The following is a 23,489-nucleotide window of genomic DNA, read 5'->3' as shown; positions in this document are numbered from 1 at the left end:
ATCGTTTCCATCGTTAGACGCAATCAAGAAACGCGCCATGTTTAAAATAAAACCATTCACGGCTCTACTCGCCACCGCACTTTTCACCTCTGCCTTCGCTAGTATCAAAAGCATTACCGCCCTCAGTGAACCCACGTCGTACGACAAAAAGTAACCGCTGCCGCCATCAAATCAGACACACTGCCCACCCAATTAAAAGCCCCTGTAACACCAATCTCGGCGTGGCGCACATCGGCACATGGGGAATTGCCTATCATATTGAAGGGATTAGAGATTGGCTGTATCGGCAGCGGAAGGAAAAGGGATTGGCATTAGAAAAATTATGCCGTCTGAAACTTGGCACAAGCAAAGTGCGGTTTTAGACGGCATTTACCTATCTCGTCAATTATCCGCCAAACACCATTTTCTCAAACCTTGCCACATACTCCGCCACTTGCGGTTTGCTTCTCAAATAATCGCCCACTGCCCAAGCAAAATCATTCGACAGCCAATTGGAAAACAGCCCTGCGATGGTTGCGTCAATCGTGGTCGGCGTATTGCCAAAGAAAAACGGCTTGTCGCCCAAATACGTCAGCACCGCCTCGATATCGCCAATGGCAAAGGCGTAAATCTGCGCCGCTGAATGGCGACCTATGCCGTGTCCGTGCATTTCGTTTCGCACGTTTTCACGCATGGCGGCGGCGATGACCGGTTTCATTTCGCTAGGCGCACCGCCTAATATTTGCTTCAGCAAAAAATCGTCGCCCGCAGGGTCAAGAAAACGTGCGTACACCCCCGCCCAATAGGTGCGCTCTTCCAACATCACCCGAAACGCACGCCCCACCGCGTGCTGCTCGACGCTCAAAGTGCGGTCAGCATTCAGCGAAAAATGCTCGCTCAAATAGGCTTTAATCAATTCGCTGTCGGCAATCAACGTCTCACCGTCTTGCAACACCGGCACTTTGCCTTTTGGCATTTGCGAAAAATCCGCCACATATTCAAGGCGGTAATCCACTCCAGCCAAGGCAAGCAGGGCTTCAGCTTTGTAAGCGAAAGGAGAAAATGAACGGCTTTTTACGTTGCCGGGAACGGTGAAAAGTTTAAGCATTTTGGTTGTCCTTTGGATGAAATTTCGGCTATGGTAAAAGGATTAATCTAATCCCAGCACTTTGCGACCGTTTACGCTGGCGATGTTAATCATTGCTTCGATATCCGGGAAGCGGCAGCCGGCGGCAAGCAGGCTGAGTTCTTGCCACATATCGCCTTCACATAACGGCACCATGTAGTCACAGATATTGTCCGTGCCGATTGCCACCGTAATGCCTTGCGGGATCATTTCATCGGCAGGAGTCAGGGCGTTGTGGAACGGCATGAGGTCTTCTTTACGGTTGCTGTCGATCCACGCCATCGGGCAGGCGATCATCATCAGTTGCGCTTCGCGCATTTTGGCATAAAGCTGATAGCGGTATTCTTTCGGGTGCGCGCCGATCGAAATGCCGTGAATGGCGGCGACGCGTCCCTGCATACCGTACTCGATGGTTTTGTCGCACAACATTTCCGTTTCTTTTTCGCGTGGGGTGTTGAATTGATCGACGTGAACGTGGCACATAATGCCGCGCGATTTTGCCGCGTCCATCAGAATATCAAACGCTTCTTCGCCGCGTCCGTGATCGAGTTCATCACGATACGGCAAGCCGCCGATCATATCGACCATATCCGCGCCGATGTCGAACCATTTGCGTGCGGTCGGCTCGATCACGCCTTTTAAGGTTTGGTTGGCAAATTTCAAAATAATGTCGTTTTTATACACTTCACGCGCGCGGTGGGCGGCGATAATGGCGCGATCTTCACACACCGGATCAATATCCACAAACGTACCGAATGCCGTCACCCCTTGTTGAATCATCATTTCAATCGCTTGGCAAAAACGGGCGTAGTAGTCGTCGATACTGGAATTGCGCTTCACTTCGTCCACCAAATCCCATTTTTGTTGTAGGTTGCAAGTGCGGTAAATATCAATTTTATCCGGGGTCATGGTGAATGCACGGTCGGCGTGCGCATGGGAATTAACCCAGCCGCCTTTTTTGATAATTTCATCGCGAATATAGGTATTAAAAGTACGAACGTGTTGCATTGCGGTTACTCCGTGAATGAGATGAAAAGGGAAGCGCACAGGAACGGAGGAGGCTGAATTTTAGACAAAAAAAATCCCCAATAGCTGAGGATTGATGATCAAATGAAAATAACGGCGGTAGGTTATGCGGGGATCGCATAACGGTGCTGATGAGTGGGCAAGTGCGGTTATGTTCAGATGATGTTTGCATGGTCCTAGTTCCTTGTTGGCACTAGAAGCGTAGTATAAATTGTTGTGCCGGGGAAATAAAGCGGTTTTTGCATTAGCGCGGGCTATCGATTTTTATAGCAAAAAGTTATAACTTAGAAAATGTAAGTATAGGCGGATTACGCGCAATCTATTATACTGTGCCCCTGAATTTTTGCTTTAAAACTAACAGAGATATAACAAAATGAAATTAAACAAAAAGCTCTTTTCAATTTTTGCGTTTGCCATTGCGGCGTTTGGTTTGAGTGCCTGTGACCAAGCGCAGCAAAGCGGTGTCAGTGAGAAAAAAGAAACCACATTGGCTGACACGTTGGCGATGACAAAAACATTGCGTGTCGGCACCGAAGGCACTTACCCTCCGTTCACGTTTCACGATAAAGACGGCAAATTGACCGGTTTTGATGTGGAAGTGACGCGTGAAGTCGCAAAACGCTTAGGTTTGCAAGTGGAATTTTTTGAAACCCAATGGGACGCGATGTTTGCCGGGTTGAATGCCAAACGCTTTGATATTATTGCCAATCAGGTCGATTTAACCAATCCGGAACGCCAACAAAAATATCTGTTATCCGAGCCGTATAACTTTGAGCGCTCGGTGGTCGTGACGCCAGCCGATGCGGACGATCTGACCGCACTTGCGCAAATTCAAGGCAAAAAATCGGCGCAAAGTATCAACAGCAGCTACTATGTATTGGCAAAAGAACACGGCGCGGAAATCCTGCCGGTGGAAGGCATGGCGCCGGCATTGGAGCTGGTGAAACAAAAACGTGCCGACATCACCTTAAACGGGCAGTTGGCGATTTTGGATTACCTGAAACAACAACCGAACGCCGGTTTGAAAATCGCATTTAAAGATGAGAATAAAATCGGCTCAGGTTTTGTATTCTTAAAAGGTAATGATGAAGTCGTCGCCGATTTCAACCGCACTTTGGGCGAAATGCGCCAGGACGGTAGCTTGAAAGCCTTGTCAATCCAATGGTTCGGCGATGACGTCACTGAATAATCTGTTGTCAGCCCTGCCGTTTTTAGATGAACAACAAGCGTCGATGTTAATCGACGCTTTTTGGCCGATGTTGCGCGGCGCAATTGCCAATACCATTCCGTTGACTTTGCTGTCGTTTTTGTTCGGCATGATCATTGCGTTCTTTATTGCGCTGATTCGAGTGATTCCGCGCACCAATCCGCTGTATTCGCTTGGTTATTATCTGGCACGGATTTATGTTTCCGCTATTCGCGGCACGCCATTGCTGGTACAGTTGTTTATTATTTTCTACGGTTTGCCGAATATCGGCGTCAAGCTTGATCCGTTTCCGTCGGCGGTGATCGCCTTTTCCTTAAATATCGGCGCCTACGCTTCGGAAACCATTCGTGCGGCGATTTTGTCGATTCCGAAAGGGCAATGGGAAGCGTCGTATTCTATTGGTATGAGCTATGCCCAGACTTTCCGTCGCAGCATTATGCCGCAGGCAATGCGCGTTTCCGTGCCGCCGCTGTCGAACAGCTTTATCAGTTTGGTGAAAGACACCTCGCTGGCTTCCACCGTATTGGTCACCGAACTGTTTCGTGAGGCGCAAAATATTGCCTCGACCACCTATGAATTCCTGTGGATTTACAGTGAAGCGGCGTTGATTTATTGGCTGATTTGCTTTGTACTATCGCTGGCACAAGGGCGACTGGAAAAACATTTTTCACGTTACGGATAAAATCATGTTACAGGTTAAAAATATCCATAAACAGTTTCACGGCAATGAAATTTTGAAAGGGATTGATTTGCAAGTGGAAAAAGGCGAAGTGATCGCGATTCTCGGCCCTTCCGGCTCGGGCAAAACCACCTTTTTACGTTGTTTGAACCTGTTGGAAACGCCGGATCAAGGCACATTGGCATTCAGTGACCGCACTTTGCAGATCGATTTTGCCCAGAAAATCAGTAAACAACAAACCTTGCAACTGCGCCGCCGCACGGCGATGGTGTTTCAACAGCACAATTTGTTTCCGCACCGCACCGTGATTGAAAATGTGATGGAAGGGCTGATTGTGGTGCAGAAAAAAGCCCCGACCCAAGCACGGCAGGAAGCCAAAACCTTGTTGGAAAAAGTCGGGTTAGGCGATAAACTGGATTTGTATCCGTCGCAACTGTCCGGCGGGCAGCAGCAACGGGTCGGTATCGCACGGGCGCTGGCAGTGCAGCCGGAAGTGATTTTGCTGGACGAACCGACTTCCGCCCTCGATCCCGAACTGGTCAACGAAGTGTTGCACACCTTGAAGTGGCTGGCGAAAGAGGGCTGGACGATGGTGATCGTCACCCACGAAATCCGCTTTGCGCAGGAAGTGGCGGATCGGGTGATTTTTATCGATCAAGGCAAGATTGTGGAGCAGGGTGAAGCAAAAGTGTTTTTCAGCCGCCCGCAACAGGAGCGCACCAAACAATTTTTGCAGCAGGTTGATCCGCAGGATTACCACGATTTTTGTATTTGATTTTTCGCATTAAAAAGGAAACCAACATGACAAACAAAACCTTACCGTTACACGCCGATACCGTCGGCAGTTATTTACGTAGCGAGGCTTGGAAAAAAGCACGTGCTGATTTTAATGCCGGCAAAATTAACCGCAGCGAATTGAACCTCTTGGAAGAACAAGAAGTGGCTAAACTGGTTGAAGCGCAGCTTGCCGCTGGTCTGCAAGTGATTACCGACGGGGAATTCCGCCGTTCTTGGTGGCATATCGACTTTCTGGAAGGATTAAACGGAATCGAAGGTTATGAACCGGAGCAGGCTTATCAATTCCACGGGGTGCAAGTGCGCCGTTACAATATCCGCAACTGTGGCAAGGTGTCATGGAATCCAGCACATCCGTTCCTTGAACATTTCAAATCGCTGAATCGTATCGTCAACGGGCGTGCGGTGGTGAAATTCACCATTCCAAGCCCGAACCAGTTAATGCACAAAAATGTGTTCAATCCGGAAATTTATGCGACGAAAGAAGCATTGGCGAAAGATGTGCAACAAGCCTATATCGACGCGATGTTGGCATTTTATGAAGCGGGTTGTCGCTATTTACAGTTCGATGATGTCTATTGGGGACATCTGTGCAACGATTCGAATGCGGACGATTTCGAGCAAAATAAAGCGATTGCATTGGCGAACGTGCAAGCGGTGTTGGCGCAGAAACCGGCGGATATGGCAATCACCACCCATGTTTGCCGCGGCAACTATAAATCCACTTATATGCTCAGTGGCGCGTACGATCCGATTGCCAAAGAATTGTTCGGACAAACCACGTTTGACGGTTATTTCTTGGAATATGACAATGAACGCTCCGGCGGCTTCGAGCCGTTGCAACACTTCAAAGGCAATAAAGGGCGGGTGGTGTTGGGCTTAATCACTTCCAAATTCCCGGAATTGGAAGATAAGCAACTGATCAAAGATCGCATCGCACAAGCGGCGCAATATGTCCCTTTGGAACAACTGGCGCTCAGCCCGCAATGCGGTTTTGCCTCCACCGAAGAGGGCAACCTGATGACCGAAGCGCAGCAATGGGCAAAAGTGCGGTTGGTGGAAGAAATTGCGCAAGAGGTGTGGGGCGAGGATTAATTGCCGGTATGAGGGGCTTTCGCCCCTCTAAAATAGGCTTAATCATTGGATATTATTGAGGAAAAAAATGAAAGACTCTATGTTGACAGACTTATTCCTCAATGAGCTTTGGCTGGAAAAAGGCTTGTCCGAAAATACCGTTGCTTCATACCGTTTGGATTTGACCGCACTTTGCACATGGTTGAATGCGCAGCAACTGACATTATTAACCCTCGATCATATCGACCTGCAAACCTTTCTTGGCGAACGGCTTGCCAAAGGCTATAAAGCCACCAGTTCGGCACGGATGTTGAGTGCACTGCGCAAACTGTTCCAATATCTGTACCGCGAAAAATACCGCAGTGATGATCCAACCGCACTTTTAACCTCGCCGAAACTGCCGTCGCGTTTGCCGAAATACCTTAGCGAAGCTCAAGTCACCGATTTGCTCAATGCGCCGACAACCGATGAGCCGTTGGAATTGCGCGATAAAGCGATGTTGGAATTGCTGTATGCCACCGGCTTACGCGTGACCGAATTGGTTAGCTTAAATGTGGACAATATCAGCCTCAATCAAGGCGTGGTGCGGGTGATCGGCAAGGGCAACAAAGAGCGGTTAGTCCCGATGGGCGAGGAAGCGAGTTACTGGATTCAAGAGTTTATTTTATATGGACGGCAGTTATTGTTGAAAGGGCAACGCTCCGATGTGCTGTTTCCCAGCTTGCGCGGTACGATGATGACCCGTCAGACCTTTTGGCACCGGATTAAACATTATGCGTTGCTGGCGCAAATTGATCAAAACGCCCTTTCACCGCACGTGTTACGCCACGCCTTCGCCACCCATCTGGTCAATCACGGTGCGGATTTACGGGTGGTGCAAATGCTGCTCGGACACAGCGATCTCTCCACCACCCAAATCTACACCCACGTCGCCAAAGAGCGGTTGAAGAAACTGCACCAACAGTTTCATCCGCGGGGGTAGAACAAGCTGGGGAGGAAGTGGAGAGTTTACTATCGCAATGACAGCTCATTAAAAATGCGATAGATTTTTTATTAAATGGTTTTTAACTTTTATAGATTGGGACGGCTTCCAATCTTAGAAACTAAATCAGCGGCACAAACGGCACATCAATACTGCAAGCAGTTAATAATGTAGTTAATACTAATAACGTGAAAAAACGTTTCATTTTAAATTCTCTGAGTTATTCAAGAAAAAAGCTGGCATTAACTGGCTCAGACTGCTGACAACGTCTCTTTCTCGAATAATTTCCCTCCCTCCGTATACGGAGGGAGGGAAGTCAGTTTATCAGCAATCTCAGCCGGTTTTAACCGACTTAATCTTGCTAATACCATTTACTCAACCGTCACCGACTGAATAATCACATCTTCTTTTGGTACATCTTGGTGGAAGCCGTGGTTGCCGGTTTTGACTTTGCGGATTTTTTCCACTACGTCCATGCCCTCAACCACTTCACCGAACACCGCATAGCCCCACTCTTGCACGACTTCGCGATCGTATAGGGTTTTGGCGCGGTAATCTAAGAAGTTATTATCGGCGACGTTGATAAAAAATTGTGCTGTGGCGGAGTGCGGATCGTTGGTGCGCGCCATGGCAATCGTGCCTTTTTTGTTGCTTAACCCGTTGCCGGCTTCATTTTGGATCGGCGCGTCGGTGGCTTTTTCTTTCATGCCGACTTGCATGCCGCCGCCTTGAATCATAAAGCCGTCGATCACGCGGTGGAAAATGGTGTTGTCATAAAAGCCTTTTTTGCAGTAATTTAAAAAGTTTTCGCTGGTAATTGGGGCTTTTTCAGTGTTTAATGCGATTTTTATGTCGCCAAAATTGGTGTGTAGCGTTACCATAATTGTTTCCTATAACGGTGATAAAAAGTCGCGTTATTATTCCACAAAAAATTCGATAAAAACAGCCAAATTACCGCCGCTGACGAAGTCAAAGTGCGGTCTAGAGAGTGAAATCATGTTAAAAATTTATAATACCTTAAAACGAGAGAAAGAAGTGTTTACCCCGATTGAGCCGAATAAAGTCGGGATGTATGTCTGCGGCGTGACCGTGTACGACTACTGCCATATCGGGCACGGGCGCACTTTCGTTTGTTTTGACATGATCGCGCGCTATTTGCGCTACAGTGGCTATCAACTGAATTATGTGCGTAACATCACCGATGTGGACGATAAAATCATCAAGCGTGCGTTGGAAAACAACGAAAGTTGCGAGCAGTTGGTCGATCGTATGGTGGTGGAAATGCACAATGATTTCAACGCGTTGAATATCCAAGCGCCGAACAGCGAACCGCGCGCCACGCACCATATTGCGGAAATTATTGCGATTGTACAAAAACTGATTGAACGCGGGCATGCTTATGTGGCGGATAACGGCGATGTGATGTTCTCTGTGCCGAGTTTTGCCAAATACGGTTTGCTGTCACGTCAAGATTTGGAGCAATTGCAAGCCGGCGCACGCATTGAGATTTCCGCGATTAAGCAGAATCCGATGGATTTTGTGCTGTGGAAAATGTCGAAACCGAATGAGCCGAGTTGGGCTTCACCGTGGGGCAACGGTCGCCCGGGCTGGCATATCGAATGTTCGGCGATGAACCATAAAGAATTAGGTGCGCATTTTGATATTCACGGTGGTGGCTCGGATTTGATGTTCCCGCACCACGAAAATGAAATTGCGCAATCCTGCTGTGCCCACGGCGATGATTATGTCAATTATTGGATTCACTCCGGCATGATTATGGTCGACAAAGAGAAAATGTCGAAATCGCTTGGCAATTTCTTCACTGTGCGTGAGGTGCTGAAACACTATAACGGCGAAAGTGTGCGTTATTTCCTGCTGACCGCCCACTACCGCAGTCAGTTGAATTACAGCGAAGAGAACCTGAACTTGGCGCATACCGCACTTGAACGTTTATACACCGCGTTGCGTGACACCGATCCAAGTGCGGTCGCCAGCGGCGGCGAAGCGTTTGTGGCGGCGTTCAACGAGGCGATGGACGATGATTTCAACACGCCGAATGCATTGTCGGTGCTGTTTGAACTGGCAAGGGCGGTCAATAAAGCCAAACAGGAACATCCAAGCCAAGCCGACGGTTTAGCCGCACGTTTGCGTGAATTGGGCGACGTATTGGGGATTTTATATCAACAACCGGAAGCGTTTTTGCAAGCCGGTTCCGACGATGGCGAAGTGGCTGAAATCGAAGCCCTGATTCGGCAACGCAACCAAGCGCGCGCCGATAAAAACTGGGCGGCGGCAGACGAAGCACGCAATAAACTGACGGCAATGGGGATTGTGTTGGAAGACGGCGCAAACGGCACGACATGGCGCAGAGCCTAATCTTATAACTGTTATCACCGTGCCATGTTTTCGTTTCAAACAGTTTACCGTCGCCCATGATCGTTGTGCGATGAAAGTGGGCACGGATAGCATTTTGCTTGGTGCGTGGGCGCAGATTGGGCAAGTGCGGTCGGTGTTGGATATGGGCTGTGGCAGCGGGTTGCTGGCATTAATGCTGGCGCAACGTTTGGCAAAAGAAAACGCAGACTATCAGATTACCGCACTTGAACTCGATCCGCAGGCGGCGCAACAAGCGCAGCAAAATGTTATCGAATCCCCGTGGGCGCAGCAGATTGCCGTGCTTAATCAAGATCTGTTTGCGTATGCGGAAGCGGCGCAACCGCACTTTGACCTGATTATTTCCAATCCGCCGTATTTTCATATCGGCGTCGATTGCCGTAATACGGAACGGCAAACCGCGCGTTACATGGCGGAAAACGGACATTTGGCGTGGCTGTTGGCGGCGCAAAACATGCTCAATCCTAACGGCAAAATCGCGTGGGTGTTGCCGTATGCAATGGCGCGGCATTTGCAGCAACAAGTCGCGCAGACCGCACTTTACTGTGCGAAATGGTGTGAGGTGATCACCAAGCAGGGCAAAGCGCCGCAGCGGGTTTTGCTGGAATTCAGATTATTCGATCGAAGTGCGGTTCAGGCACAAACTGAGCGTAGTGAAATTGTGATTTATCAGGCGGATAATCACTATCACCCGGATTTTATTGCGTTAACCAACGCCTTTTATTTGAAATTTTAGGGGAAAGCGTGTGCAGACGATAACGCCTGCACAGCGAAGTGATTAGGCGGTTTGCTGGGTTTTGACCATTCTCGCCCAGTTGTGGTAGCCGTAAATCGAGTTCCACAGATACATGATATACATCACCAATAACGGCAAACTGGTTTCGCCGTTTTTAATCCACATTGCCGTCCATAGGCTGACGGTTAGCAGATTGACCACAATCCACAACACCCACTGCTCACGGTAACGCAACACCATCAGAATTTGCGCCACGATCGAAACTACCACGGTTACGCCGTCCAATGCCGGCAAGGCACTGCCCAAGTTGTGCAGCAGTTGAATGTAGGCATAAGTTCCGATTACCGCGGCTGAAATCACAATTCCCCACTGTTTCAGGGTTAATGCCTTGGCGATCACTTCTTCGTATTGGTCGGTTTGTGCACTGGTTTTGATATGCATATGGCGGCGCCATACATAGAAACCGATAAATTGCACCGGCACATACACCAACAGATTCAGCATCATTTCGCCATATAATTTAAAGGTATAGGAAATATAGGCGTAGCAAGTCACACTGATAAAACCGAAAATATAATTACTGATTTTGCCCTTACTGACAAAGATGACGCATAAAATGCCGCTGATTGCGGCAATGGTAGCGATTATCGAATCGGGTTGGATAACGAAAATGGCGATTTGGATGCTTAAAAACAGAGCGATCCAGACGATTTCGAAATGGGTCCAACCGGAAAATAGTTCGTTTTTGGCTTTAGTTACAATACTCACGTTAATGGATTCCTAGATAAGCGAATGATTTTTGGAAATTATATATCACATCTTTACATAAGTAACCCGATTTTAGCTAAAATTTGGATAATATTCGCCAGCTTTTGCATTGGAATTGCGCTCTTTTAGATTAAAAAATCACTAAGCGAAATTTTTCTGATAAAAACGTTAAATAAATTGCCGGATTCCTCTATAATCAGCGCCTTTCAAATACAGGCAACAACATGGGTAATAAGGCGGACATGACAACCTTTGCGACAGGACAATTTGCGATAGGACAACGCTGGATCAGCGAAAGTGAAAACGGATTAGGGCTGGGTGTGGTGGTCGGTGTGGAGCAACGCACGGTCAGCCTGCTGTTTCCGGCGGCAAATGAACAACGGGTGTATGCCTTTGCTTCCGCACCGTTAACGCGCGTGCAGTTTACGCCGGGGGATAAAATCAAAAGCCACGAGGGTTGGCAGTTGCAGATTGAGCACATTGCGGAACAGCAAGGGGTGTTGAGCTATCACGGGATTCGTTTGGATAACGGCGAAAGTGCGGTATTGCGGGAAATGGAGCTGGATCACAATATCTCTTTCAGCAAGCCGCAAGAGCGGTTATTTGCCGCGCAAATTGATCGCAACGAGCATTTTAACCTGCGTTATCAAGCGCTTGTTCATCAACAGGCACAGTTCCAATCGCCGTTGCGTGGGCTGCGCGGCATTCGTGCCGGTTTGATCCCGCACCAGTTGCACATTGCCACCCAAGTCGGACATCGGATTGCGCCGCGCGTGTTGCTGGCGGACGAAGTCGGCTTGGGCAAAACCATTGAAGCCGGCATGATTTTGCAACAGCAACTGTTCAGCGGCAAGGTGGAGCGTGCGCTGATTTTGGTGCCGGAAAGCTTGCAACATCAATGGCTGGTGGAAATGCTGCGCCGTTTTAACCTTAATTTTTCGCTGTTTGACGAAGAACGTAGCCAAGATTTTGATCGGCGGAATAATGAAAGTGCGGTTGAGACGGCATTAGAAAATCCGTTTGATAGCGAAGCGTTGGTGATCTGTTCGCTCGATTGGCTGGTGCAACAGCCGCAACGTGCCGCGCAGTTGTGCCAAAGCGATTGGGATATGCTGATTGTCGATGAAGCGCACCATTTGCAATGGAGCGAAGCGCAACCGAGCCGTGAATATCAACTGGTCGAAACGCTGGCGCAACAGATTCCGTCAGTGCTGCTGCTGACCGCCACGCCGGAACAATTGGGGCAAGAGAGCCATTTTGCCCGATTGAAACTGCTCGATCCCGAGCGTTTTTACGATTACGCCGCATTTGTGCAAGAACAGCAACAATATCAACCGGTTGCCGACGCGGTCAATACCCTGTTAAATGACAACACGCTAAGTGCGGTTGAGCAAAACAGCATTGCCGAGCTATTGTCCGAGCAAGACGTTGAGCCGCTGTTTAAAATCATCAACGGCAAGCAATCGTCCTGCGAACAACAAACGGCGGCACGACAAGAGCTGATCAGCAATCTGATTGACCGTCACGGCACAAGCCGCGTGCTGTTTCGCAACACGCGCCAAGTGGTGAAAGGCTTCCCGAACCGCACTTTGCACCAAATCAAATTGGAACTGCCGAAGCAGTATCAAAACGCGCTCAAGGTGTGGAATATGTTGGGCGAAGAGGTCGCCGCCGACGTGCTGTTCTATCCGGAAATGCTGTTCCAAAAACTCAATCCGAGTGCGGCGTGGTGGGATTTTGATCCAAGGATTGAGTGGTTGATCACTTTCCTGAAAAATCGGCGTGAGGAAAAAATTCTGCTGATTTGCCAGCACGCCAATACTGCGATTCAGTTGGAGCAAATTTTGCGTGAGAAAGAGGGCATTCGCGCCGCGGTGTTCCACGAAAAAATGAGTATCATTGAGCGCGATAAAGCCGCCGCCTACTTTGCCCAAGCGGAAGAGGGCGCGCAGATTTTGCTCAGTTCGACCATCGGTTCGGAGGGGCGCAACTTCCAGTTCGCGTCCAATTTGGTGCTGTTTAATCTGCCGACCAATCCCGATTTATTGGAGCAGTGTATCGGGCGTTTGGATCGGATCGGGCAGCAACACGATATTCAAATTTATGTGCCGTTTTTTGCCGACAGCAGCCAACAATTGTTGGCGCAGTGGTACCACGACGGCTTGAATGCGTTTGAAGAAACCTGCCCGATGGGGGCGGCGATTTTCGCACAACAAAAAGTGCGCTTGCAGGCGTTTTTAACCGACGAAGCAGACGGCGACGATTTCGCCCAATTTGTTAAAACCACGCGCCAACAGCGCGAGCAACTGAAACTTGAGTTGGAACAAGGACGTGATCGTTTGTTGGAACTGAATTCCAACGGCGGCGAAAGCGCACAACAGCTTGCCGCCGAGATTGCCAACGATGACGCCAGCACCGATTTGATTCAATTCAGCCTCAGCCTGTTTGATATTATCGGCTTGGAGCAGGAAGATTTGGGCGAGAAAAGCATTGTCATTCACCCGACCGGGCACATGCTGGTGCCGGATTTCCCGGGCTTGAAAGAGGACGGCAGCACGGTAACCTTTGATCGCCGCTTGGCATTGGCGCGCGAAGAATTGGAATTTTTGACCTGGGATCACCCGATAATCCGCAACGGCATTGATTTGATTACCGCCGGCGACATCGGCAAAAGTGCGGTCTCGTTGCTGATTAACAAAGCGCTACCGGCTGGCACGCTGCTACTGGAACTAGTTTATGTGGTGGAAGTGCAAGCGCCGCCGGCGTTACAGCTCACCCGCTTCTTACCACCGACCCCGATTCGCTTGTTGCTCGACAGCAAAGGCAATGATTTGTCGGATAAAGTGGCGGTGAGTGCGTTACAAAAACAACTCAAGCCAATCGGCAAAAATATGGCGAACAAAGTGGTGAAAATGACGCGAAGTGCGGTTGAACATGCGTTGCAACGGGGCGACAATCTGATCGGCGCCAAAGCGCACGCCTTGATTGAAGAGGCAAAACGCAACGCCGAACAGCAACTGAACGGCGAATACCAACGCTTGACCGCACTTCAGGCAGTGAATAAAAATATCCGTCAGGACGAAGTGACCGCACTTGAGCAATTGCAACAGCAAGCGCTGCAACAGTTGCAACAAGCGAGCTGGCGCTTAGATTGCCTGCGCGTGATTGTCAGCAATAAGGAATAGCAACAAGGAACAACAATGGCATTGATTCATTACGATCCACCGACCGAGCCGTGGCTGGAGATTGTCTATCAAGACAACTATGTTGCCGCGATCAACAAACCGAGCGGTTTGCTTTCCGTACCGGGCAACCGCCCGGAATATCTCGACAGCGCCACCACGCGCGTGCGGCAAAAATTCGGTTTTGCCGAAGCGGTGCACCGTTTGGACATGGCGACCAGCGGCATTATTCTGTTCGCTTTGAGCAAAAAAGCCGAGCAAGAACTGAAACGCCAATTCCGCGATCGCGAAACCAAAAAGCACTATCAGGCGTTGGTGTGGGGACACCCCGAAGCCGACAGCGGTTTTATCAATCTGCCGCTGATTTGCGATTGGGAAAACCGTCCGCGCCAGAAAATCTGTTACGAGCGCGGCAAAAGAGCGGTCACCCATTATGAAGTGTTGGCGCGCTACCCGAACAACAGCGCACGGGTGCGCCTGACGCCGATCACCGGGCGCTCGCACCAGTTGCGCGTGCATATGCTGGCATTGGGACACCCGATTTTAGGCGATAAATTCTACGCCCACCCTGCCGCCAAAGCCCTTGCGCCGCGTTTGTGCCTGCACGCCGAATCGCTGACCGTCACTCATCCGATTAACGGCGAGCCGATAACCTTTGCGGTTGAAGCTGAGTTTTAGTTCTGCAAAGCGGGTAAAATTAGCTGAAATTATACTCAACTTGTATAATTATACATTGTGAGTATAATTTAGTATAATTTTATCCAGCCGGGGGGATTTATGCTGATTCGAGATCCACTTTATTTTCACCGCACGACATTGGCGGAAACACTGTTAGCCAACTTTAAATCGGGTATTTTTCATGCGCTCACGCTTTTTGCACCGCGCCGAATGGGAAAAACCCAGTTTTTGCTTAATGACGTCGCCCCGCTAGCAGAGATGCAAGGTTTCAGAGTGTTTTATCACAGTTTTATGGACAGCGATAATGACTTTCGTGCTTCTCTACAACTGTTTTCTGAAAATAAAAACAATAAGGTGAAAGGTTGGTTTTCTCAAATCAAAGGTATTTCGATTGCCGGCAGTGGCGTTGAGCTGGACAAGCAAACGGCGGCTGAGCCGATCAGTCAAATTATCGCGCGTTTGGCGGATGAGAAAAAACCGACCTTATTACTGCTCGATGAAATTCAAGAATTGGCGCGCGGTGTGAATAATAGCAATGTGGTCGGTTCGTTACGAACAGGGCTAGATTTATATCGCGATAAAATTAAAGTGATTTTTACCGGCTCATCTACCAATGATTTGCGCGTGATGTTTAATGACGGCAAAGCCCCGTTTTTTCACTTTTCGCATCAAATTGATTTTCCACCGTTGGGGCGTGATTTTTCCGATTTTTTAGCGGATATTTACCAGCAGAGAACAGAAGCATTCATCGACAAAACCGCACTTTATCAAATTTTTCTACGTCTGAACCAAACACCGATGTACTTGCGCCAGATTATTGAACGAATGATTATTAACCCCGCATTAACGCTTGAACAAGCCACTGAAATTCAGCTGACTCAAAGCGGCACCGGTGCCGATTACCACAAAGTGTGGCAAGCATTGACGGCATTGGATCAGCAATTATTATTAGTGATTGCAAAAGGCGAAACCGCACTTTATAGCGAACGTAACCGACATGAACTTGCAAGTAGATTGGGCGTGGCAGAGGTGAAAACCTCATCCATCCAGGGCAGCGTACGTAAGTTAGAAAATCGTGAATTGCTGACCAGAGATACTAAAAATAAGCAGTCTATCAATGAAAGTGCATTTAAAACATGGATTTTAGATCAATCGGTTAGTCAAAATTAGCTGAAATTATACTTAGAACGTATAATTATACTTTCACCATATAATTTGTACTAAAACCATATAAAGTGCGGTATTGCGTTGCAGTAACCGCACTTTCCCCGAAAAAATCATTTCCCTGATATGAAATCCTGCTATAATTCTGCTGTATAAATAAACAGTAAAACGTAAGCGAACGGCGGCAAAATGGATATTTCAGAATTATTGGACGGGTTGAACGACAAACAGCGTGAGGCGGTGGCTGCGCCGTTGGGTAATTATCTGGTGCTTGCCGGGGCGGGCAGCGGCAAAACTCGGGTGCTGACCCACCGTATTGCATGGTTGGTCGGGGTGGAGCACGCGCCGGAATCCTCGATTTTAGCGGTGACCTTCACCAATAAAGCCGCTGCGGAAATGCGCCATCGGATCAGCGCAACTTTGCAACGCGAGCAGTCGCAAGGGCTGTTCGGTATGTGGATCGGCACGTTTCACAGCATTGCCAACCGCCTGTTGCGCGCCCATTATCCCGATGCCAATCTGCCGCAAGATTTCCAAATTTTAGACTCGGAAGACCAAGTGCGGTTGCTGAAACGGCTGATGAAACTGCACAATTACGATGAAAAAAACTTTCCGCCAAAACAAGCCTGTTGGTATATTAATCACCAAAAAGATAACGGCTTGCGTCCGCACCAAATCGATGATCATAATGACCGTAGCGAACGTGAATGGATTCGGATTTACCAAATCTATCAAGATGCCTGTGATCGTGCCGGCTTGGTGGATTTTGCCGAATTGCTGCTGCGCGCTTATGAATTGTGGCTGAAAAAACCGCTGATTTTGCAACGCTATCAACAGCGTTTTCAGCATATTCTGGTTGATGAATTTCAAGACACCAACAACATTCAATATGCGTGGATCAAACTGCTCGCCGGCGAACAAGGCAAGGTGATGATTGTCGGCGATGACGATCAATCGATCTACGGCTGGCGCGGTGCGAAAATTGAAAATATCCAACGTTTCTTACAGGACTATCCGCAAGCACAAACCATTCGTTTGGAACAAAATTACCGTTCGACCGGCAATATTTTGCAAGCGGCGAATCAACTTATTGCCAATAACAGCGACCGTTTAGGTAAAAATTTATGGACTGACGGCGATCAGGGCGAGCCGGTTGGTATCTATTGTGCCTTTAACGAACTGGACGAAGCGCGTTTTGTGGTGTCGCAGATTAAACAATGGCAGCAAGACGGCGGCGATTACCATGATTGTGCGGTGTTGTATCGCAGCAACAGCCAGTCGCGCGTGCTGGAAGAGGCGTTATTACAGGCGCAAATTCCATATCGGATTTACGGCGGTATGCGCTTTTTTGAACGGCAGGAGATCAAAGATGCCTTGGCGTATCTACGCCTGATTGCCAACCGCAATGATGATGCGGCTTTTGAGCGGGTGGTGAATACGCCGCCGCGCGGCATCGGCGACCGTACGTTGGATACCTTGCGCCAGCTGACGCGCGAACGCCAAATCACGTTATGGCAAGCCACCAATTTGGCGATTGAAGAAAACAAATTGGCGGGCAGAGCCGCCACGGCGTTGCTGCGTTTTATGGAGTTAATCAGCGCACTGGAGCAGGACAGTTGTGAGATGCCGCTGTTTGCCCAGACGGATTTTGTGATTAAACATTCCGGTTTGTACCAAATGTATCAACAGGAAAAAGGCGAAAAGGGCGAAGTGCGGATCGAAAACTTGGAAGAGTTGGTTTCCGCCACCCGTGAATTTATCAAGCCGGACGAAGCGGACGAGATGACCGATTTAACCGCATTTTTAACCCACGCTTCGCTTGAAGCCGGCGAGGGGCAGGCGGATCGCCACCAACCGAGCGTGGAGATGATGACCCTGCATTCCGCCAAAGGCTTGGAGTTTCCGCGCGTGTTTATCGTCGGCATGGAAGAGGGCATTTTCCCCAGCCGCATGGCGTTGGAGGAGAGCGGTCGTTTGGAAGAAGAACGGCGCTTGGCGTATGTCGGTATCACCCGCGCCAAGCAGCAACTGACCATCAGCTACGCCGAAAGCCGCCGTTTATACGGCAAAGAAGAACGCCACATCGTTTCCCGTTTTGTCAGCGAACTGCCACCGGACTGTATCCGCGAAATCCGCCTGCGCGGCACGGTCACGCGCTCTTTCACGCAAAGTGCGGTCAGCCATTCAGGAATTAACCTGTTGAATCAAAGCGAATGGAAAATGGGACAAAAAGTCAACCACGCCAAATTCGGCAACGGCACGATTATCAACGTTGAAGGCAGCGATAACAACACCCGCTTACAAATCGCCTTTCAAAATCAAGGGATTAAATGGCTGATTGCGCATTTGGCGAAGTTGGAGAAGATTTAGTTATCGCGTAAGAATCGGTTAAGTTGTAGAATAAGTAAACAAATTGCAAAAAAGGAGTGCTTATGCAATTAACATTAGAACAGGAAAATGCATTGTTAGCTCGTTATATCGAAGTGAAACAGCAAGATACGCTGATTGAAACCAGTAGGGAAGCGATCAGAGAACTAGCGAATCAAAAGCGAGCGGCATATCGTCAGAACAAAAAAATTATTGATGAAGTTTTTTACGATGAAGTGGTAAACGCTTAATAAAAACCTTTTGGATTTTATGGCGTTGCTATCAGATGATACGCTAGTCTTTTTTGAAAAATCCTTAGATAAATATGAAATTGTCTTGAGCCCATTTTCGGTTGAGATTAATAGTTATGTTTCCATTCACTGTATTGTTGAAGGTGATATGGCAACAATTTTGTCATTTAATTATGGCAAATACACCAATCTAAACTATGGAGAAGCAAGGGCGGAATTGGAATTTATCCGAGCCTTGGAGGCTAAGTATTTTGAATCCAATTCCTATATTGAATTATCTCCGAAAAATCGCCTTAAATTATTTAAAATGTTTGCTTGATGAAGACTGTTCAAATTCCCTCGCCCGTTGTTCAAAGCGGCTGTTTTCGTCGCGTAGCAAGGTTTCGGCTTGTAGCTCCAGTTGGCGGCAGAGGTTGCTGACGCTGAACAGCAATTCTGCCAGCAGCTTGGCGGCGTGATCTTGATTGGTGGCGACCGCACTTTTGATTGCTGCCAGTTGTTGTTCGGCTTGGGCGATAGTTTGTGCAACGGTAGTGGGTTGATAACCCAATTTCTTGGCGCGTTTTTGCAGTTTTTCAGCCCGCAATAACGCCGGCAAGGCGTGCGGCACATCGTCCAGCAATGAGGTTTGCTGTTTGTCCAAACGCTCTTGCTTTTTTTTATTTTCCCAATTTTTTAAGGCTTCCGTGGCGCTGTCCGCCGAGATATCGCCGAACACATGCGGGTGGCGGCGGATCAGTTTTTCGCTCAGGGTTTCCACCACGTCGTTAAACTGAAAGCGTTGCTCTTCGTTGGCAAGCTGGCTGAGAAACACCACTTGCAGCAACAGATCGCCCAATTCTTCCTTTAATGCGCTAAAATCCTCGGTTTGAATCGCTTCCACTACTTCGTAACTCTCCTCCAGCAGATACGGCACAATGCTGCGGTAATCCTGTTCCAAATCCCACGGACAGCCCCCGTTAGGGTTACGCAGTTGAGCCATAATCTCGAGCAGTTGTTGAATCGGTGTCGTCATCGGATTTCCTTCTTTGTAATAAAAGTGCGGTCTGGGCGATCAGTATAACGCATAAAAAAACCGATTCCATCGCTGAAATCGGTTTCTTTTTCGTTATAGCAACGATTATTTCGTGCCCGGAATGCTGAAACGTTTGTTGAAACGTTCTACACGACCACCGGTGTCAACCACGCGTTGTTTACCAGTATAGAACGGGTGGCACACGCCGCACACGTCCAAGTTGATGTCACGTCCGATAGTAGAACGTGTTTTGATGACGTTACCGCAAGAACAGGTTGCAGTCACTTCTTTGTATTCAGGGTGGATACCTTGTTTCATAGAAAACCTCAGATTGAAGCCATATCGCTATCGGGAGCGTGCCCGACACCATATGTAGTTAATAATACGCGCAATGCGCAGTTGTTTTAAAGACGGCGGATTATACAGCATTAAGTGCGGTTAAGCAATAGCCGCGTCAGCGCGTTATTGTCAGGACAATATCGGCGAAAATCCGCTATACTACCGTTCTTTATTCATCTCACGAGTTTAATGGCGTTATGCGTTTGATTCGAGTTGCGTTGGCAATTCCCTTGGCACGTTATTTTGATTATTTGGTTGATGACTCGGCGATTCTCGCGGTTGGCAGCCGTGTCGTGGTGCCGTTCGGACGGCAAAAACGGATTGGAATTGTGATCGACTTTCCGCAACAGAGCGAGGTCGCCGCCGCGCAGTTAAAACCGATTACGGCGGTATTAGATCGGCAATCGCTGTTTAGCGACGAATTATATTCGTTGCTGCAATGGGCGGCGAATTATTATCAAACCGGTTTGGGCGAGGTGCTGTTTCAGGCGTTGCCGGTCAAATTGCGCCAAGGCGAGGCGAATCAAAGAGCGGTCAGTGCCGTGTGGAAAATCACAGCACAAGGGCAAACCGCACTTGCCAACGGCGAGTTGAAACGCGCGAAAAAACAGCGACAGGCATTAGCGCAATTGGCGCAAAACGGCGAAACGGAGCAAGGCTCGACCGAGTTTGCCCGTGCGATTTATACGGCATTACAGGAAAAAGGGCTGATTCTTGCGCAACAACAGCCGTATCACGTTACGTGCTGGCAAACCGCACTTGCCGATGAAAATTGGCTGAATCAAGCGGATAAATTACGCCTGAACAAGCAACAAGCCTTAGCGGTGAGTGCAGTGAATTTTAGCGACGGTTTTCAAGCGTGGTTGTTGGATGGCGTCACCGGTTCGGGCAAAACCGAAGTGTATCTGCATTTAATGGAAAAGGTGTTGGCAGAGGGCAAACAGGTGCTGTTGCTGATTCCTGAAATCGGCTTAACCCCGCAGTTGGTACGCAGCGTGCAGAACCGGTTCAATCTGCCGATTGATGTGTTGCATTCCAATTTAAGCGACAGCCAACGCTTGTTGGCGTGGCAGCGTGCGCAAAGCGGCGAAAGTGCGGTGGTGGTCGGCACGCGATCCGCACTTTTCAGCCAATTCCAACGGCTCGGCTTGATTATTCTTGATGAAGAGCATGATCTTTCCTATAAACAGCAAGACTCCAGTTGGCGACATCATGCGCGCGATTTGGCGGTGATACGGGCGCGAAATAACGGCATTTCGATTGTGCTCGGCAGTGCCACGCCCAGTTTGGAAAGCTTGGCGAATGTGCAGAGCGGCAAATATCGCCATTTGGTGCTCAATCAGCGCGCGATGAACAGCAATGCCTTGAGCCATCGGGTGTTGGATCTTAAAAAACAACGGGTGGATCGCGGTTTATCCGAGCAATTATTACACTTAATGCGCCAACATTTGGAGAAAGGCAATCAAGTGTTGCTGTTTTTGAACCGACGCGGTTACGCACCGATTTTGTTGTGTCACGAGTGCGGTTGGATTGCCGAATGTGCGAGCTGCGAACGCCCTTATACTTACCATAAAAAACAAAACAGTCTGACTTGCCATCATTGCGAGCGCAAGGTGAAAGTGCCGCGCCAATGTCCGAAGTGCGGTTCGACCCATTTGATCACCGCAGGCGTAGGCACGGAGCAGTTGGAAAGCGCGCTGGCGGAGAAATTTCCGGAGTACGGCATTGCACGGATTGACCGCGACACCACTGCACGCAAAGGCGCAATGGAAACCCGGTTGCAACAGATTAAAACACGGCAACGACGGATTTTGATCGGCACGCAAATGTTGGCGAAAGGACACCATTTTCCCGATGTGACGTTGGTGGCGATGGTGAATATCGACGGCGCGCTTTTTTCGGAAGATTTCCGCAGCGAAGAACGTTTGGCGCAGTTGTATGTGCAAGTGGCGGGGCGTGCCGGACGTGGTGACAAAGCCGGCGAAGTGGTGCTGCAAACCCATTTTCCACAACATAGCCTGCTGCAAACCCTGTTACAACAAGGCTATGCCGAATTTGCCAAAAAGGCATTGCAGCAGCGGCAAAGTATCGGCTTGCCACCGTTTGCGGCGCAGGCGTTATTTCGAGTAAAAAGTAAAAACAGCCAAAGTGCGGTTGTGTACCTGCAACAAGTGGCGGCATTCTTTCAAGATTACAGCCAAAAACAGCCGCTTGACAGTTTGCAAATTCTCGGACCGATTGAAGCGTTGCAGGCGAAAAAAGCCGGGCAATACCAATGGCATTTATTGTTACAACACCCCTCAAGAGCGGTATTGCAGCATTGCCTGCAAGTCTTTTCCAGCCATAAACCGCAGTTGAATTTGGATCAAAACATCCGTTGCGTGCTGGATATTGATCCGCAGGATTTCAGTTAGGTAGAAAATAGAGGCTAGGATTTTGACATTTTTTTAAGTAAAATTGCTGTTTAATTGTGATAACGTTTAAATAAATAGGGAATTTCAGTGGTTCAGCGTGATTATGCCACTCGGGGCAGAGCGACATCAAAGAAAAAAGCCAATAAGGTGAATAAAGGGCTGCTGTTAGGCATTGCTTTTGCAATGGTAGCGATTTTTGCGGCTGGTTTGTATCTATTAAAAGAAAAATCGACAGAAAGCGGCGCGGTGGTTGCGACAGTCGATAAAGTTGAAGAAAACAAACCAAAAAGCACTTTGCCGAGCCGTCCCGAAGAGGTGTGGAGCTATATTCGTGATTTGGAAACGCGTGAAATTCCGATCGATAATAGCCCGAAAAGTTTGGATAAAGTGCAAAACTTAACCGAAGAACAGAAAAAGATTTTGCAGATGTTGGAGCGTGATGCCGAAGCCGCAGAAGCCGCAAAAAATGATAAAAATGTAGCAGTGCAGGCACAAGTGCAACAAACACTGAAGCATAATGAGCCGAATGCCACGATTGCGCCTCCGGTTGTGGTGGAAAAACCAAAAGCGCAAACGAATACCAAACCTGTAGAAAGTAAACCGGCAGAAGTGGTACAGGCAAAACCAAAACAAGAAAGCAGCGCAGCGCAGCAAACCAAGAAAACGGCTTCAACTGCGAAATTCGGCTTGCAATGTGGCGCATTTAAAAACCGTGAACAAGCAGAGAACTTGCAGGCACGTTTGGTGATGGCTGGTTTTGATGCGCGTGTCAGCAGTAGTTCGACCTTCAACCGTATTTTTATTGGGCCGATTGGCGATCGTGCCGCTGCCAATGCCACCTTGCAAAAAGCCAAGGGTGTAACGGAGTGTGTTGTGATCGGTATGTAACCGCACTTTATTATCAAAAATAGTCAGAAAAACGGTTGAAAGGATAAATTTCAACCGTTTTGTTTTAATTAACGTTTAAAAAAAGATCAAACGCAAAAAATAACGATCTTTTTGCAAAAAAGATCTTGCCAAAAAATTTTGCCGCCCTATAATGCGCTTCCACTGACGGCGACAACGCAAAACGGCGTGGCAAGTCGGTGAAAGTGAAGCGGTTAGTTTAAAAATCGCTTGACGAAAAAATGGGATTGTGTAGAATGACAATCCTTTCCTTGAAAAGAAGGAAACTGTTCTTTAACAATATATCAGACAATCTGTGTGGGCACTTGTGCAAGGCATTGGTAATTTAAAGATTTAAAAAACTAAAGTCTTAATGAGTGCTGATAGTAAATTCATAATTGAAACTTTTGTGGTTTCAACATTATAGT

The 23,489-nt window shown here is 48.4% G+C and carries 23 protein-coding genes; 16 read left to right on the top strand and 7 right to left on the bottom strand.

The window, feature by feature from the left end:
- The first annotated feature begins 125 nt into the window (after positions 1 to 125).
- Positions 126 to 362 carry a hypothetical protein gene (locus ACWA5Z_RS01720; RefSeq protein ID WP_431053615.1) on the top strand — a complete coding sequence of 79 codons (237 nt, stop codon included), beginning with the start codon at positions 126 to 128 and terminating at the stop codon, positions 360 to 362.
- A 23-nt stretch (positions 363 to 385) separates the two neighbouring features.
- Here ACWA5Z_RS01720 and ACWA5Z_RS01715 read toward each other — a convergent pair whose 3' ends face one another.
- Together ACWA5Z_RS01715 and ACWA5Z_RS01710 are read right to left on the bottom strand one after the other, a co-directional pair.
- Positions 386 to 1,087 (bottom strand): glutathione S-transferase family protein, encoded by a 702-nt coding sequence (locus ACWA5Z_RS01715; RefSeq protein ID WP_431053614.1) that lies wholly within the window; start codon positions 1,085 to 1,087, stop codon positions 386 to 388.
- A gap of 42 nt (positions 1,088 to 1,129) precedes the next feature.
- Entirely contained in the window at positions 1,130 to 2,113 is a 984-nt protein-coding gene (locus ACWA5Z_RS01710; RefSeq protein WP_431053613.1) for an amidohydrolase family protein, read from the bottom strand.
- Between the two features lie 391 nt (positions 2,114 to 2,504).
- On the opposite strand from ACWA5Z_RS01710, the gene ACWA5Z_RS01705 reads away from it, so the two are divergent.
- The 5 genes from ACWA5Z_RS01705 (at position 2,505) to xerD (ending at position 6,868) form a co-directional block, all read left to right on the top strand.
- A complete protein-coding gene (locus tag ACWA5Z_RS01705; RefSeq protein ID WP_431053612.1) occupies positions 2,505 to 3,320 on the top strand; it encodes an amino acid ABC transporter substrate-binding protein in 816 nt (271 codons plus the stop codon).
- The gene (locus ACWA5Z_RS01700) at positions 3,304 to 4,020 is read left to right on the top strand and encodes an amino acid ABC transporter permease (RefSeq protein WP_431053611.1); all 717 of its coding nucleotides are present in this window, start codon (positions 3,304 to 3,306) and stop codon (positions 4,018 to 4,020) included. The genes ACWA5Z_RS01705 and ACWA5Z_RS01700 overlap by 17 nt, the downstream gene beginning before the upstream one ends.
- 4 nt (positions 4,021 to 4,024) lie before the next feature.
- Entirely contained in the window at positions 4,025 to 4,792 is a 768-nt protein-coding gene (locus ACWA5Z_RS01695; protein WP_431053610.1) for an amino acid ABC transporter ATP-binding protein, read from the top strand.
- Positions 4,793 to 4,818: 26 nt separating this feature from the next.
- Positions 4,819 to 5,907, top strand: coding sequence for a 5-methyltetrahydropteroyltriglutamate--homocysteine S-methyltransferase (locus tag ACWA5Z_RS01690; RefSeq protein ID WP_431053609.1), 1,089 nt, complete (start codon positions 4,819 to 4,821; stop codon positions 5,905 to 5,907).
- A gap of 67 nt (positions 5,908 to 5,974) precedes the next feature.
- Positions 5,975 to 6,868, top strand: a complete 894-nt coding sequence (xerD, locus tag ACWA5Z_RS01685; RefSeq protein WP_431053608.1) for a site-specific tyrosine recombinase XerD — start codon at positions 5,975 to 5,977, stop codon at positions 6,866 to 6,868.
- A gap of 121 nt (positions 6,869 to 6,989) precedes the next feature.
- On the opposite strand, the gene ACWA5Z_RS01680 is transcribed toward xerD, so the two are convergent.
- A complete protein-coding gene (locus ACWA5Z_RS01680; RefSeq protein ID WP_431054268.1) occupies positions 6,990 to 7,073 on the bottom strand; it encodes a lipoprotein in 84 nt (27 codons plus the stop codon).
- 166 nt (positions 7,074 to 7,239) lie between these two features.
- On the bottom strand, positions 7,240 to 7,749 hold the full coding sequence (locus ACWA5Z_RS01675) for a peptidylprolyl isomerase (RefSeq protein WP_431053607.1): 510 nt from the start codon (positions 7,747 to 7,749) through the stop codon (positions 7,240 to 7,242).
- 115 nt (positions 7,750 to 7,864) lie between these two features.
- On the opposite strand from ACWA5Z_RS01675, the gene cysS reads away from it, so the two are divergent.
- Positions 7,865 to 9,244, top strand: coding sequence for a cysteine--tRNA ligase (cysS, locus tag ACWA5Z_RS01670; RefSeq protein ID WP_431053606.1), 1,380 nt, complete (start codon positions 7,865 to 7,867; stop codon positions 9,242 to 9,244).
- A 70-nt stretch (positions 9,245 to 9,314) separates the two neighbouring features.
- Entirely contained in the window at positions 9,315 to 9,998 is a 684-nt protein-coding gene (locus ACWA5Z_RS01665; RefSeq protein WP_449343126.1) for a tRNA1(Val) (adenine(37)-N6)-methyltransferase, read from the top strand.
- Between the two features lie 42 nt (positions 9,999 to 10,040).
- Here ACWA5Z_RS01665 and pnuC read toward each other — a convergent pair whose 3' ends face one another.
- Positions 10,041 to 10,766: a nicotinamide riboside transporter PnuC gene (pnuC, locus tag ACWA5Z_RS01660; RefSeq protein ID WP_431053604.1), complete on the bottom strand. Its 726-nt coding sequence runs from the start codon at positions 10,764 to 10,766 to the stop codon at positions 10,041 to 10,043.
- A gap of 224 nt (positions 10,767 to 10,990) precedes the next feature.
- On the opposite strand from pnuC, the gene rapA reads away from it, so the two are divergent.
- The 6 genes from rapA to ACWA5Z_RS01630 all read left to right on the top strand — a co-directional run bounded on the left by rapA (position 10,991) and on the right by ACWA5Z_RS01630 (position 18,727).
- On the top strand, positions 10,991 to 13,951 hold the full coding sequence (gene rapA, locus ACWA5Z_RS01655) for an RNA polymerase-associated protein RapA (protein ID WP_431053603.1): 2,961 nt from the start codon (positions 10,991 to 10,993) through the stop codon (positions 13,949 to 13,951).
- Positions 13,952 to 13,966: 15 nt separating this feature from the next.
- Complete coding sequence (rluA, locus tag ACWA5Z_RS01650; RefSeq protein WP_431053602.1) at positions 13,967 to 14,626, top strand: bifunctional tRNA pseudouridine(32) synthase/23S rRNA pseudouridine(746) synthase RluA; 660 nt, start codon at positions 13,967 to 13,969, stop codon at positions 14,624 to 14,626.
- A 99-nt stretch (positions 14,627 to 14,725) separates the two neighbouring features.
- Positions 14,726 to 15,796 carry an ATP-binding protein gene (locus ACWA5Z_RS01645; RefSeq protein WP_431053601.1) on the top strand — a complete coding sequence of 357 codons (1,071 nt, stop codon included), beginning with the start codon at positions 14,726 to 14,728 and terminating at the stop codon, positions 15,794 to 15,796.
- A 183-nt stretch (positions 15,797 to 15,979) separates the two neighbouring features.
- On the top strand, positions 15,980 to 18,160 hold the full coding sequence (uvrD, locus tag ACWA5Z_RS01640; protein ID WP_431053600.1) for a DNA helicase II: 2,181 nt from the start codon (positions 15,980 to 15,982) through the stop codon (positions 18,158 to 18,160).
- Between the two features lie 62 nt (positions 18,161 to 18,222).
- Positions 18,223 to 18,408, top strand: coding sequence for a hypothetical protein (locus tag ACWA5Z_RS01635; protein WP_431053599.1), 186 nt, complete (start codon positions 18,223 to 18,225; stop codon positions 18,406 to 18,408).
- A gap of 19 nt (positions 18,409 to 18,427) precedes the next feature.
- Positions 18,428 to 18,727, top strand: coding sequence for a hypothetical protein (locus ACWA5Z_RS01630; RefSeq protein ID WP_431053598.1), 300 nt, complete (start codon positions 18,428 to 18,430; stop codon positions 18,725 to 18,727).
- Here the strand turns inward: ACWA5Z_RS01630 and mazG are convergent.
- Both mazG and rpmE read right to left on the bottom strand, forming a co-directional pair.
- The gene (gene mazG, locus ACWA5Z_RS01625; protein WP_431053597.1) at positions 18,707 to 19,423 is read right to left on the bottom strand and encodes a nucleoside triphosphate pyrophosphohydrolase; all 717 of its coding nucleotides are present in this window, start codon (positions 19,421 to 19,423) and stop codon (positions 18,707 to 18,709) included. The two genes, ACWA5Z_RS01630 and mazG, sit on opposite strands and share 21 nt — an antisense overlap.
- Before the next feature lie 105 nt (positions 19,424 to 19,528).
- Positions 19,529 to 19,741, bottom strand: a complete 213-nt coding sequence (rpmE, locus tag ACWA5Z_RS01620) for a 50S ribosomal protein L31 (RefSeq protein ID WP_431053596.1) — start codon at positions 19,739 to 19,741, stop codon at positions 19,529 to 19,531.
- Positions 19,742 to 19,959: 218 nt separating this feature from the next.
- Here rpmE and priA point away from each other — a divergent pair, with 218 nt between their 5' ends.
- On the top strand, positions 19,960 to 22,176 hold the full coding sequence (gene priA, locus ACWA5Z_RS01615) for a primosomal protein N' (protein WP_431053595.1): 2,217 nt from the start codon (positions 19,960 to 19,962) through the stop codon (positions 22,174 to 22,176).
- 87 nt (positions 22,177 to 22,263) lie between these two features.
- Positions 22,264 to 23,064: a cell division protein FtsN gene (gene ftsN / locus ACWA5Z_RS01610; RefSeq protein ID WP_431053594.1), complete on the top strand. Its 801-nt coding sequence runs from the start codon at positions 22,264 to 22,266 to the stop codon at positions 23,062 to 23,064.
- Positions 23,065 to 23,489: the final 425 nt, after the last annotated feature.

This window comes from Testudinibacter sp. P80/BLE/0925 (assembly GCF_053570785.1).
The sequence above is the reverse complement of the archived record's forward strand: the minus strand, read 5'-3'. Positions and strand labels throughout refer to the sequence as shown.

What these genes read in the sequence shown, in the direction of transcription:
- ACWA5Z_RS01705 (WP_431053612.1), top strand. Translation starts at nt 2,505, where the DNA reads ATGAAATTAAACAAAAAGCTCTTTTCAATTTTTGCGTTTGCCATTGCG.
- ACWA5Z_RS01630 (WP_431053598.1), top strand. Translation starts at nt 18,428, where the DNA reads ATGGCGTTGCTATCAGATGATACGCTAGTCTTTTTTGAAAAATCCTTA.
- cysS (WP_431053606.1), top strand. Translation starts at nt 7,865, where the DNA reads ATGTTAAAAATTTATAATACCTTAAAACGAGAGAAAGAAGTGTTTACC.
- ACWA5Z_RS01710 (WP_431053613.1), bottom strand. Translation starts at nt 2,113, where the DNA reads ATGCAACACGTTCGTACTTTTAATACCTATATTCGCGATGAAATTATC.
- ACWA5Z_RS01635 (WP_431053599.1), top strand. Translation starts at nt 18,223, where the DNA reads ATGCAATTAACATTAGAACAGGAAAATGCATTGTTAGCTCGTTATATC.
- ACWA5Z_RS01665 (WP_449343126.1), top strand. Translation starts at nt 9,315, where the DNA reads ATGAAAGTGGGCACGGATAGCATTTTGCTTGGTGCGTGGGCGCAGATT.
- ACWA5Z_RS01675 (WP_431053607.1), bottom strand. Translation starts at nt 7,749, where the DNA reads ATGGTAACGCTACACACCAATTTTGGCGACATAAAAATCGCATTAAAC.
- ACWA5Z_RS01700 (WP_431053611.1), top strand. Translation starts at nt 3,304, where the DNA reads ATGACGTCACTGAATAATCTGTTGTCAGCCCTGCCGTTTTTAGATGAA.
- ACWA5Z_RS01695 (WP_431053610.1), top strand. Translation starts at nt 4,025, where the DNA reads ATGTTACAGGTTAAAAATATCCATAAACAGTTTCACGGCAATGAAATT.
- ACWA5Z_RS01680 (WP_431054268.1), bottom strand. Translation starts at nt 7,073, where the DNA reads ATGAAACGTTTTTTCACGTTATTAGTATTAACTACATTATTAACTGCT.
- ACWA5Z_RS01645 (WP_431053601.1), top strand. Translation starts at nt 14,726, where the DNA reads ATGCTGATTCGAGATCCACTTTATTTTCACCGCACGACATTGGCGGAA.
- uvrD (WP_431053600.1), top strand. Translation starts at nt 15,980, where the DNA reads ATGGATATTTCAGAATTATTGGACGGGTTGAACGACAAACAGCGTGAG.
- rapA (WP_431053603.1), top strand. Translation starts at nt 10,991, where the DNA reads ATGGGTAATAAGGCGGACATGACAACCTTTGCGACAGGACAATTTGCG.
- rluA (WP_431053602.1), top strand. Translation starts at nt 13,967, where the DNA reads ATGGCATTGATTCATTACGATCCACCGACCGAGCCGTGGCTGGAGATT.
- xerD (WP_431053608.1), top strand. Translation starts at nt 5,975, where the DNA reads ATGAAAGACTCTATGTTGACAGACTTATTCCTCAATGAGCTTTGGCTG.
- mazG (WP_431053597.1), bottom strand. Translation starts at nt 19,423, where the DNA reads ATGACGACACCGATTCAACAACTGCTCGAGATTATGGCTCAACTGCGT.
- ACWA5Z_RS01690 (WP_431053609.1), top strand. Translation starts at nt 4,819, where the DNA reads ATGACAAACAAAACCTTACCGTTACACGCCGATACCGTCGGCAGTTAT.
- ACWA5Z_RS01715 (WP_431053614.1), bottom strand. Translation starts at nt 1,087, where the DNA reads ATGCTTAAACTTTTCACCGTTCCCGGCAACGTAAAAAGCCGTTCATTT.
- rpmE (WP_431053596.1), bottom strand. Translation starts at nt 19,741, where the DNA reads ATGAAACAAGGTATCCACCCTGAATACAAAGAAGTGACTGCAACCTGT.
- priA (WP_431053595.1), top strand. Translation starts at nt 19,960, where the DNA reads ATGCGTTTGATTCGAGTTGCGTTGGCAATTCCCTTGGCACGTTATTTT.